The sequence below is a fragment of the Rhodopirellula sp. UBA1907 genome (assembly GCF_002337565.1).
Classification (GTDB): domain Bacteria; phylum Planctomycetota; class Planctomycetia; order Pirellulales; family Pirellulaceae; genus Rhodopirellula; species Rhodopirellula europaea.
Genome location: NZ_DDGH01000055.1, coordinates 123,803 through 135,518, shown reverse-complemented (window position 1 = coordinate 135,518; position 11,716 = coordinate 123,803). Strand labels below are relative to the sequence as shown.

Here is an 11,716-nt window from a genome sequence, read left to right as displayed (position 1 = left end):
ATCTCGACTTCGCCGTTGCTGCCATCGGCACCATTGCTGAGTCGTTTGTAGTGGTTGTGAACAGCCACCGCCAAAACGCGTTTGGCTGAACCTTGACCGATGACATAGTTGTCCAGGTGCTCAACGATTGACCGCGGCGACGGGATATCACTGAACAATGACTTGGACGGACCGCGACGACGTTGTTCCTGGTCCAGAATGGATTGACACAGGTCAATGCACTCGGCACAGATGTAAACGTCTCCGGGGCCTTCGACGAGGGGACCGACGTCACGGTAACTCTTACGACAGAAGCTGCAAAACGCATTCTTCTTCGTCGCTGCGCTGCCGCGGCGAGAGTTCGAAGTTTCCTTGGTGGGCATACACGACTCCTTACTTTTATGAGTCCAACATTGCGGGCTCGTCCCTCGGCGTCGGCGGATGACGATCAATGAGGTTTTCGCGAGCAATCGAGCGCCAACACCGTATTCGGCGTTCACGCTTTATTGTACGCGATTCCTCGCATCCACCGAACATTGAAGGCTCGTTCTCGCAAAAGAACTCGACACATCGAACGGATCGGCCACGACTCGAATGCTTTTCAACACCTAGCGACCCGGATTTGCATCCGAATCAACCCGCGCCGAAGGAACATCCTTGTCCTCGAAGCTCGAGCCACTCGTGGTTTGGTAATGGGTTTCATCGTTTGTCGATGATTGGTATGCCCGAGAATTGGGAGGGCGAACCATCGACGGTTTTGGGTAGCAACGAGGTCGGTTGTCATCGGCGACTCACCGTTTCTCCGGTGCCTTGTTCGTTCAGGTTCGCGATTCATTCTCACCCTCTTCGCCGAGACGAGGAGGAGGGGAAGGATCGCGACCGGAATCGGCCTGGGAGGCGGAGGGAACCGGAGGATCAGTCGTCGAAGCGGAAGTTGACCGCGTTGCTGCTTGTATAGTTCGGAATTCCTCTTCGCTTATGTCACCTTTGCGTCGCATTTCTTCCAGGTTTGCGAACACTTCTGGGGTGTCTAGCTGGTCGTCAGTGTTGTAGTCGCGCAACCTTGCCAACACCCAAAATGCGAGTGCAATCAAGATGGCTAGAACCACTAGAGCAATGCCAGCCTGCACGGCCGGTTTTGCAATCACATCTGTCACAACCGAGACTTCGTTCATTGCTGCTGATTTGGAAGTTCGGCACCGCCGCCAACTCTCGCAAGAGTCCTTGCCGGTGCTCTTTGATCATAGGAGTGTCCCGGTTGGCCGGTCCACTTGCAATTGTCGCAAAAAACGAGGCTTTTGGGTTTCACAAATTCGTTTCACGCCTGCTCACAAGCCTGGCGCCACCATCGGCACTGCATCAAATGCTGCATTCCTAGACGCGGGATTCGCAACCCTTGTTCGCAATGCCCTTCGACCCGAGCGACCAAGGGACCGTCGAATCCCATTTTCCCCAATGTCTCGGTGACCCGGCGAAGCGTTAGTTCGCCGGTGCCGATCGGCGTGTCATCGCGTCCGACCGTCCCCAGCGGCAAATCACGAGGCGGTTGCCCCGGCCAACGGTGATCGCACAAATACACCAGCTTCAGCCGCTCAGCGTTCCGCTGCAAACGAGCCCCCAGCGGCATCTCGCCCGCCGAAACCATTTCGCCCAAATCAGCCGCCAAACCCAAATCCACTCCGTCGGGAAGCCACTGACACATCCGCTCAAACTCGGCAACGCTCGAGATCGCGTGTCCCGTCGCCGGCCGGAGCGCAATCGAAACGCCCCGCTGCTGAGCAAACGAGGCCAGCGATTCCAGCCTCGACGCTAGTCGCTCCAAATCCGCCTCGCTCAATCCCGGCGAAAACTCGTCCCTCGGCAAGACTCCCGATCCCAGGGTCAAAACGGTGCCCGGCAACCGCTCGGCCATCCGAATCCAGTGCTCACACCAATCCAAGGCGGCCTGACTGCTATCGGCATTCGAATCTGCCAGAGAAGGCATCGCGGCTTTTTCGCGGTCCAGGACAAACGAGGATTCGGTATCGATCACCACCCGACAACGATGCAATCGTGCCTCATCCAGAAAACGATCCCAGGAGTCGCTTTCTGGGCCGCGAGCTTGACTGGACAAGGCCCCATCCGCCGCCAAACCGTTCTCCCAGGCCAAAATCCCTCTTCTCGGCCGAACCGCGACGCAGCGATATCCCATCGACACCAGGGGTTCGATCGTCGAGACCGGGTCGTGCAACAACAACCCGCCTGTGTGGTAACCCGGCGTCATCGGCATGATGGTAACCTTGCGTCTCGAATCATCGCTCCCTTTCGGTGGCTCCCAAACGGATTCATCTGGAAGTGAACAGACAAACCTCGAAGAATGCGCAAACGGCTCAGCGTCCAACGGGCACTTTGCTCGGTAGATGGCAATCCCTCTTCCGAGCAGCACCGCTCAAAACTCTGCTGCCGTTTCCGCCCTGTCTTCGCTCAACTCGCTTTCCACTGTAACTGAATCTCCATGTCAGATTCTCCCACCGCGTCCACCGCCGCCGACACCCCGTACGCGATCGGTGACGCAGCAGTGCCCACCGATTCGGATCCCGCGGGCATGCAGCCCAAAGACGGTCCGATCGACTCGCTGAGCCATCCTTCGTTCATTGGCTTCATCGCGACCCAGTTCTTCGGTGCTTTCAACGACAACCTGTTCAAACAGTTGTTGCTGTTACTGGCCATTCCCACCGCCGTTGCGGCGACGGTCACGGAAACCAACCTCGTCGATGGAGCCGTTGCCGTCGAAGTCTCTGAGGACCTCTCTGGTGCTCCGGCCGCAAAGCCATCCGGCGGAGGCGACTTGCAAGGGATCGCGACGGTGGTCTTCGGGTTGCCATTCGTTGTCTTCGGTGGCTTGGCCGGGTACCTGGCCGATCGCTACAGCAAACGCACGATCATCGTGACCAGCAAAGTCGCAGAGATCGTCGTCATGGGACTCGGTCTGCTCGCGTTCTTGGCCACGCCCATGATCGGATTCGCGGGACTTTGGATCGTGCTGTTCTTGATGGGCCTGCAAAGCACGTTCTTTGGGCCTGGCAAGTACGGCATCATGCCGGAGATGTTGTCAGGCAACCAACTCAACCGCGGCAACGGTTTGGTTCTGATGACCACATTCATCGCGATCATCATCGGCACCGCGGTCGCCGGTCCACTGAAGGATTCGATCGTGCCGGCCGGAGTCCCACAAATGGAAGCCGCCTCCGGTTTGTGGATCGGTTCATTGGTGTGCGTTGGCATCGCCATCGTGGGAACGATCACCAGCCTTTTGATCATCCGTCTGCCCGCCGCGGATCCAACCCTGAAACTGAAAGCCGAATACTTGGCTGTCCCGAAAGCGATGCGGACACTTTTGAAAAAAGACACGCCGTTGTTGATCGCATTGTTGGCATCCTGCGTGTTTTGGTTGATCGCGGGACTGACGATCCAAGCCGTCAATTCACTCGGCAAAACCCAGCTCGAAATTTCTGACACAAAGACCAGCTTGATGGTGTCCCTCATCAGCGTCGGAATCGCCGCAGGTGGCGCCGCCGCAGGTGCTTTGAGCCGCAAGCTGTCCGACCGGGTCGTCATTCAAATTGGCATGTGGGGCGTCGTCGCATTCTGCGCCGTGCTCGCGATTTCGTTGCCCGGCGGCCGACATCTGCTGGGCTTTGGCGGTTCGATTCCCGTGCTGATGCTGCTCGGTGCCTCGGCCGCATTTTTCGCGATTCCGATTCAAGTGTTCCTGCAAGCCCGTCCGCCCGAGGAACTCAAAGGCCGCATGATCGCGGTCATGAACCAAGCCAACTTTTTCGCGATCGTGATGTCAGGTGTGCTGTACCAAATCCTCAACACGATTCTGACCTCCGCCGATCTGCCACGAAGCACCGTGTTCGGCGCGATGGCGGTGTTGTTCCTCCCTGTGGCAATCTTCTATCGACCCTCGCTCGATCGAACGGTTTCGCCAGCCTCAACATCGGTCACTCCGGCCAACTGATCCGGCTGGTTGCTTGGTTGGATAAGGTGCTCCGCACAAAAGGCAGCATCTCTTTTCACCCCACCAACAACGCCATTGCCGCGAGTCGTTGCAGGTTGGACTTCATCTTTGAATTCACCAACGGTCGCAAGTTCTCCTCGCCGGTAACGACTTGGTCGCCTTCGACCAAGCCACCGTTGGCCATCGCATAAGCGATTATGCTCTCGATCAAACTCGCATGGTCCGACTGACCGTCGCAGCACCGAACCAAGTGAGCTGTTGTATCGTCCAGCCGAATGGGTTGATGACGCAGATTGGTCACGGTATCGCCCAACAAGACTTGTTCTCGTGAAAGCGCCGTGGCACGCGGGTGGGAAGAAACTTCGCGGAACGCTTCCGTCGGCGAAGCACTGACCGTCACCAACCCGACGCAAACCAAATTGAACAAATCGGCTTTCAAAGTCGCGAGCGAATCAGGCTCTTGCGAACCAGCAGTCGAGCAAAGTTCTTCGAAACTAATCGATGACGGGTACTGATCGACCAAGCGACCAATGGCAGCTTGGGTCATGGGATGATCGACGGTTCCGCTCAACCCATTCGAACCGGTGATCTGATCCCCTTCCAACTTCGACGAGGTCACAAAGTGCATCGACTCCATCGCGGAGGATTGAAGTTGCTCACTGACGGCAACCGAGTCGCGACACAGCAACGTTTGTCGAAACGTTCGACGGCGAAAGAAGTCCAGCGTTTGGGCTCGGCGAATTTTCGGCAGCGAAGCGAGTGCCGACGCGACATCGGGACGAACCTGTTCGTAGGTTGAATCGCCCCAGTCCGCCTCGGCGATGGTTTGCAAACAATGCGAGGCGGCTTCGGTCGCGAATTCGTGAAAGTAACAAGGCCGGTTGGTGTCTTCGAATTGCTCGTGAGAGATGTAGGCTTCGTTGGCTTGATCGAGTGCTTTGAGCTCTTCTTCCAAAGCCACTCGGTACGCTGATCCTTGCGGAACATTTTGTGCAACCGAGCTCAGCAAAGCTTTGCCGTGTCGCAATCGCAACTGCGGATCCTCAATACCATCGGCGTGATACCGCATGATGTCGCGAGCCATCTGCCGCTGATGCCAACCTGGATAAGTGTTGTAGCTAATCAGCGCGACTCCATTGTCAGACAAACGCAACTGGCAAATCGCCAGGATCGCTTGCCGTGCTTCTTCGGGCACCCAGGAATAAGCCCCGTGCGCGATGATGTAATCAAACCGTTCCTCATCGCTGTCCGCTTCCGTGACCCAATCTTCGATCCGGCCCTGGTGCAACTGAATGTTGGAAAGACCGAGCTTGCCGATCATCGCGTTGCCCGTTTTCACATGGCCCGCGGCCAAATCGATTCCCTCGAAGTGACTGCTCGGCAAGAGAGTTGCCAACGAGATCAAATTGCCGCCCGGACCGCACGCCAATTCCAAAACGCGACATGATTCCGGTGGCGGTGCATTCACGCCGTGCAGCCGAGCGATCGCGGCCATGTTGCCAGGATGAGTCGCCGGATGAATGAAATCGGGATACGGGACTTTGTCGTAGTTGCTCATCAACTTCGCGATGGATGGGGAGTGATTTGGCGGGACACTGAATCTTTCGCATCCTTGGAACGTGTTTCCGGATGATATGATCGGCGGCAAAGTTTATCACGGTCGATGTTGATCGCAGACCATGCTTCTTGATTCAGGTGCCACAGTTGAACGAGATCTTCCCACGATTGGTGTGCGGCCTTGGCATCGTTGTGTTCGTGACGCTGGCTTGGTCGATCAGCACCAATCGCCGGCAATTTCCCTGGCGGATCGTCATCGGCGGTCTGTTGCTGCAGTTCACCCTGGCCGTGCTGGTGTTGCAAACCGAGCTGGGGCAACGAACATTCAAACATATCGGTGCTGGCTTTCAAAAGTTGATGAGCACCGTCGATGCCGGATCGGGTTTTCTGTTTGCCACCGGTCCTGACAATCCATTGAGTGATTCATTGCTGGCAACTTTCGCGTTTGGCGTGTTGCCGACCGTGATCTTCTTTTCCTCCTTGATGAGCGTTCTTTATCACCTCGGCGTGATGCAGCGAATCGTTTGGGTGATGGCTTGGGTGATGAAATTCTCCCTCAAAACCAGCGGGCCGGAAACATTGGCGGCAGCGGCCAATGTCTTCGTCGGTCACACCGAGGCCCCCTTGGTCGTCCGTCCGTACTTGGCCAAGATGAGTCGCAGCGAACTGTGCGCGATGATGACCGGCGGTTTTGCAACCGTGACCGGAGGCTTGCTGGGTGCGTATGCAAAGATGGGTGTGGACATCAGCCACCTTCTGACCGCTTCGATCATCAGTGCCCCCGCAGCACTCTTGATCGCGAAAGTCATGGTGCCGGACACGCCAGAGGAATTGAGTACCGAACGTTCGGGCAGTGCAAAAGCCGCCGACGAGGCGATGACACTGAAGATCGAGCGAACGCATGTGAACGTCATCGCGGCCGCGGTCGAAGGTGCCAGCGATGGATTGAAGTTGGCACTCAACGTGGGTGCGATGTTGATCGCATTTCTCGCGATGATTGCACTGATCGATTTGCTGCTTGGTGGCATGTGCACGACGTTCGACTGGGTCGACTCCAGTGGAGATCCATTGATCACTCTCGGTGTGATCCTGGGCTATGCGTGCTGGCCGCTCGCTTGGCTGCTGGGAATTCCCGCGTCGGAATGTCGCGCCGCGGGCGAACTGATTGGGCTCAAAACCGTCGCCAATGAATTCATCGCCTACCAACAACTGGGACAAATCGTTCAGGCGGAAGAGCCAACGATCAGCGCCCGCACCGCTACGGTGCTGACGTATGCCCTGGCCGGATTTAGCAATTTCGCAGCAATCGGAATCCAGGTCGGCGGCATCGGCGGGCTGGTTCCCGAACGAAAATCCGACCTCGCTTCCTTGGGTTTGCGAGCGATGTTCGGCGGATTGCTGGCGTGCTGCATGACCGGAGCCATCGCCGGCATGATGCTCTGAACCAACCGAGGCATCAGGTCCGACGACGCAGAAACGGACGGTGAGTTATACTGCGGGTTCCTACCTTCCAACCCTCCCGCACTCCGAGTGAACACCTTGAACGTCCGTCGTTTGTATCTCGTCCCCGCCCTGATTCTGCTGTTCATCGCCGCAGCGATTGTTCCCCAAACCAGCCAAGCAGAAACTCAAAAGCTTGTTTTGGTCGCCGGCAAGCCTTCCCACCCGCCTCGAATGCACGAGTTCAATGCGGGCGTGCAGTTGCTGGCGAACTCGTTGAAAGACGTCGAGGATTTGGACGTCGAAGTGGTTCTAAACGGATGGCCCAAAGACGAAGCCGTTTTCGAAAACGCTGATGCGGTCGTGTTTTACATGGACGGAGGCGGTCGCCACGAGATCGTTCAGGAAGAAGGCCGTCGCCTGAAAATGATTGACGAGTGGGCCCAAAACGGAGTCGGCCTGGGCTTCATGCACTACGGCGTGGAAGTATTGACCGATCAAGCCGGCGAAGAAATGAAACGCTGGATCGGTGGCCACTATGAACACCAGTTTTCATGCAACCCAATTTGGGAACCCACTTTCGCGGTCTTCCCCGATCACCCCGTCACCAGCGGTGTCCAACCGTTCCAAGCCAATGACGAGTGGTACTTCAACATGCGATTCTTGTCAGGAATGGCTGGCAACGAAGCCAAAGAAATCGACGGCGTTCAATTCCAGCCAATCCTATTGGCCAAACCATCCGACGATGTTCGCGATGGACCCTACGTTTACCCACGAGGCCCTTACGATCACATCCAAGCATCGGCGGGTCGCGCCGAGGCAATGATGTGGGTGGTCGAACGTTCCGATGGCGGTCGCGGATTCGGATTCACCGGCGGGCACTTCCACGACAACTGGGGAATCGAGGACTATCGCAAAGTCGTGCTCAACGCGTTGGTTTGGACTGCGAAGGGAAATGTTCCTGAAAATGGAATTGAATCCACCGTCAGCGAGGAGCAATTGGATCAGAACCTGGACCCCAAAAAACCTCGCAAGAAGAAGTAGAACGTCCGTCCAAATCGCGTCCTTCGCATAACAGCCTGTTGATTGAATCGTATATCGAATGACAACAATTAGCCGATGGGTATTAGCCCCGGTTGGCGTCTGATCAACCGCCGCTAACGCGGTACGGCTCATTAAATCAACAGTCCGATAAGCGATGGGCTACCTGATTCAGCCGGAGCAGCCAACAAGCTGTTCCGGCTTTTTTGTGCCTGGATGACTTCCTGCTGCGTTGTCACAGCATTCGAGCAGGCGCTCAGAACATGACCGGTTTGCCACATTCCCGGCGAACGGGAACGACTTGACCAGCGTGCATCATAGGGTGAGTCCCGATCAGAATCATCATGTCGCCAACGGTCGGGCAGAAAGCTCGCATCTGCTCCGGAGCTGGATCATCGAGTTTGGACTCATCCATCGCTTCGAGTGCCGCCAACGTGTTCGCACGAACCTTGGTCATCAGTTCCAAGTATTCCGCCAACGTGTTGAACTTTGATGGGTCTTCACAATCCACGTTGTCTTTGTGATGGGCTTCTTCAAAGCCTTCGGGCAATTCCGTTTTGATCTCAGGAAACATCCCGCCCAGCATCATCACTTCTGCGACCACCAAGTGCCCGATTTGCCATGCCAGATGGTTGCAACCCTTGCCGGGTCGACGCATCAGATCCGCATCTTCCAGGTCACCGAGATAGCCGCGAAAGACCATGTCGCTCAGGTTCATTGTCGACCGAATCGCATCTTTGACTTGCACCGCAAACACCCTCGTTTGAATGGGAGTTGGCTCTCCGAACTGGACGAGGCTGGATTGAATCGAAAAGAAATCCAGCGAGCCGACCGGGTGAGTCTAACGCATCAAACGCGTCTCGAAACCGAGGCTCAGGCGAGGCAACTGGCACCAAATTCTACGAAGACCGAATCAACCAAGGCTGGTGCAAACGCGGCAGATGAAGATTGGGAGAATTCTTTGTCGTGCATGTGATCGTGCCCTGTTTCGTCGTCATGCTCATCGCCGTGGTCATCGTCATGCTCGTGGCCGTGGCCGTGGTCAGCATGATCATGGTCGGCCAGACGAACGGAAACCACCGCGGGGACAAAGCCATCGAGTTGTATCTGATCGGATTTGTGCGGGCCCATCTCGTCGGCGAGCGTTTCGCTGGAATCTGCAACCGGTGGCGTGAATGCGATTGCCGAAGAACTCGCTGTCGCTCCCTCCGAGTTTCCAGAGGACGGACCGGACAACGTGTTGATGACTCGCAACGCGTCCAGTGAAGTCACTTTGTCGTCACCGGTGACGTCGTAGTAGTTCCCCTCTTCCAACGCTTCGTTACCGATGTTGACTTCAGAAGCACCCGCTGCGTTCAACACGTTGATCACACGCAACGCATCCAATGCGGACACTTCACCGTCCCCAGTCACATCGGATGGTTGCAGAAGGTTGGTAGGGCTGTCGTTGTTGATGGCTTGGAAACCAGCGGTCGATGCAATTTGAAATTGTTCGGTGGTCCCACGAGCTTCGAAACGCAACACATAGTTCTGGTTGGCGGACAACGTCACGGACAACTCGCCGGCACCGTTGTACTGACCGATTGGCTCGAGGTCCTCGTTCAGTACGAAGAACGCTTCCGTCGGACCAGTTGCTCCGACCTTGGTCACGTTCAAAGTTGTATTCGCGGAAGCTCGAAACAAGTACGCGACCGGTAGATTGTTTCCCGGAACCGTGATGGCGGTGCTACTGAACTCAGGCGAATTCAATTGCGTTTGTCCAACCGGCGAACCATCGTCATCCAAGATGGTGACCAACGCTTCCGTGTTCGCTCCCAACTTGGCGACATTCGAATCGACCACACGAATTGTCAACGACTCAAGACCTTCGTTCGTACCGTTGTCGACCACGTTCACCGTCATCGTCGCGGTGCGTTGACCGGACGCGAAATTGAATGTTGCCGGCGTGACGGTGTAATCCGAATTCGCCGATGCCGTTCCCGAGATCACCACGGGCACCGAAATGCTCTGGGAAGGTGCGGCTGACAAAGTCGCGCTGACCGTGACCGAGCCTAACGATTCCGGAACAGTTTGTTCCATTGTGGTGATCTGAACCGTTGGCCTGGTATCCGGCGTGAGTTCCCAACCAATGTCATCCAAGATCGCGTAATCCAGATCGCTCAACATTCCGTCGAAGTGACTGGTCATCGTCGTCGGCACCACATCGCGAACCGAGCTGGCCAAGTGGCTGCTGCCATTCATCGGAATATTCGTGGAACCGGGGAAGACCGCATTGGCCTTCGGGCCCGCGAATCGGCCGCCGGCAACATACCGTCTGAACGACGGAGCCGTCCCAAATCCCAAAACGTGAGCAAACTCGTGGGCCACCACCGCACGAAAGTCCGACTGGCCCGGCTCGCCGGTATCAACGGCTCCGAAATTCCAATCCACGTCGGTTCGCGTATCGATCGTGATTGCGCCAACGACCGGTGCAAAGTCGCTGGGAGTCGATGCCGCCGCCCCAGTCTCGCCCCGGGTGGTCAGGTTGCTGATGAACGCGTTGGCTTGATTGACGCAGGCTTGGTCGGGACAGTTGTATCCCACACCAAATGAGTTGTAGCCGCCCAAACCGCGAGTCAACCCGGTCAGGTTGTTCCCACGAACGTAAACGACGATTTCATTGGCCGCCGCTCGAAACGATTGCGGCAGCGATGTCAGTGCACCCGTTCGCGGATCGAGCACCGCGGGCTGCCACTGAATCTCCGATCGACTCGGCGGATTGACCGCGGCCAAAGTGTCGTTGAATCGATCGACCACTTCGTTCACGACTTCCTGCATCACCGCTTTGGCCTGCGGGTACCGAGTCGTGAAAAAACTGCTGCTGTCCAGTGAGAAATCCAATCGGACTTTGAGGACACTTTCGCCTTCTGCTTCGCGTCCAGAGCTCTCACGCGAGATCACATCTTCCGCAGCCGCCACAGCGGACTGCGCCGAAACCTCGCCCCAGCCCTCAGGGTATTGCGGACCGATCATCGAATCCGCGGCCAACAAGCGTCGATGTTCTAAGTTTTCAACGCGAAGGCGTCGGGAAGAATTCTGCATGCATCCGGCTCAAATAGAAAAGCAGCGTGTCGGTCTCATTCATCCCGCCACGCGAAAACATTCTACGGGCCGGCCAACTCGAATCGAGACGCGCAAAACGAATTGAGCGGAATCACGGACGCAAGTTCCACTCCTTCATCTCGCTTAGAAGATCATCTCGCGTCAAGTTGAAATGCAGGGGGGTTAAGGTCACACACCCCTCGCGTAGCTGGGTCACGTCAGTCATTTCCGCAGGCGGCTTGTCGGGTTGTGTCCACAACGCCCAATAGTAATCACGCCCACCGGGATCCTGACGTTTTTCATAACGTCGTCCGTACTGCGCCAATCCCATCGGCACGACTTTGACTTCACTTGCAGATTCTGTCGCAGCCGTGGGAACATTCAAATTGAACAACCCACCTCGCGACTCTTCGTGCCGCACAATTTCACCGATGACGTTGCGAGCGATCACCGCAGCCGCATCGAAGTCATTGTCGTCCGAATTTTCCAGCGACACAGCGACGCTGGTGACGCCAAAAAACGCGCCTTCAATCGCGGCGGCAACGGTGCCGGAATACAGCACGTTGATCCCAGCGTTCAACCCGTTGTTGATCCCGCTGACGACCAAATCGATCG

The 11,716-nt window shown here is 56.6% G+C and carries 10 protein-coding genes; 3 read left to right on the top strand and 7 right to left on the bottom strand.

Going from position 1 to position 11,716, the window contains the following annotated elements; genetic code table 11:
* The 3 genes from B2R17_RS12305 to B2R17_RS12295 all read right to left on the bottom strand — a co-directional run.
* The coding region (locus B2R17_RS12305) for a ClpX C4-type zinc finger protein (RefSeq protein WP_286764216.1) at positions 1-362 on the bottom strand (362 nt) is incomplete at its 3' end.
* A gap of 435 nt (positions 363-797) precedes the next feature.
* Entirely contained in the window at positions 798-1,154 is a 357-nt protein-coding gene (locus B2R17_RS12300) for a hypothetical protein (protein ID WP_286764215.1), read from the bottom strand.
* 143 nt (positions 1,155-1,297) lie between these two features.
* Positions 1,298-2,248, bottom strand: coding sequence for a sugar phosphate isomerase/epimerase family protein (locus B2R17_RS12295; protein WP_286764214.1), 951 nt, complete (start codon positions 2,246-2,248; stop codon positions 1,298-1,300).
* A 225-nt stretch (positions 2,249-2,473) separates the two neighbouring features.
* Between B2R17_RS12295 and B2R17_RS12290 the strand changes: the two genes are divergently transcribed.
* The gene (locus B2R17_RS12290) at positions 2,474-3,982 is read left to right on the top strand and encodes an MFS transporter (protein ID WP_286764213.1); all 1,509 of its coding nucleotides are present in this window, start codon (positions 2,474-2,476) and stop codon (positions 3,980-3,982) included.
* 55 nt (positions 3,983-4,037) lie between these two features.
* Here the strand turns inward: B2R17_RS12290 and B2R17_RS12285 are convergent, their stop codons facing one another.
* Positions 4,038-5,540: a methyltransferase regulatory domain-containing protein gene (locus B2R17_RS12285; RefSeq protein WP_286764212.1), complete on the bottom strand. Its 1,503-nt coding sequence runs from the start codon at positions 5,538-5,540 to the stop codon at positions 4,038-4,040.
* Between the two features lie 137 nt (positions 5,541-5,677).
* On the opposite strand from B2R17_RS12285, the gene B2R17_RS12280 reads away from it, so the two are divergent.
* Positions 5,678-6,982 carry a NupC/NupG family nucleoside CNT transporter gene (locus B2R17_RS12280; protein WP_286764211.1) on the top strand — a complete coding sequence of 435 codons (1,305 nt, stop codon included), beginning with the start codon at positions 5,678-5,680 and terminating at the stop codon, positions 6,980-6,982.
* An 87-nt stretch (positions 6,983-7,069) separates the two neighbouring features.
* Complete coding sequence (locus B2R17_RS12275) at positions 7,070-8,023, top strand: ThuA domain-containing protein (protein WP_286764210.1); 954 nt, start codon at positions 7,070-7,072, stop codon at positions 8,021-8,023.
* A 253-nt stretch (positions 8,024-8,276) separates the two neighbouring features.
* Here B2R17_RS12275 and B2R17_RS12270 read toward each other — a convergent pair whose 3' ends face one another.
* The 3 genes from B2R17_RS12270 to surE all read right to left on the bottom strand — a co-directional run.
* Positions 8,277-8,768, bottom strand: coding sequence for a DinB family protein (locus tag B2R17_RS12270; RefSeq protein WP_286764209.1), 492 nt, complete (start codon positions 8,766-8,768; stop codon positions 8,277-8,279).
* 125 nt (positions 8,769-8,893) lie between these two features.
* Complete coding sequence (locus tag B2R17_RS12265; protein ID WP_286764208.1) at positions 8,894-11,101, bottom strand: dockerin type I domain-containing protein; 2,208 nt, start codon at positions 11,099-11,101, stop codon at positions 8,894-8,896.
* Positions 11,102-11,213: 112 nt separating this feature from the next.
* The coding region (gene surE / locus B2R17_RS12260; protein WP_286764207.1) for a 5'/3'-nucleotidase SurE at positions 11,214-11,716 on the bottom strand (503 nt) is incomplete at its 5' end.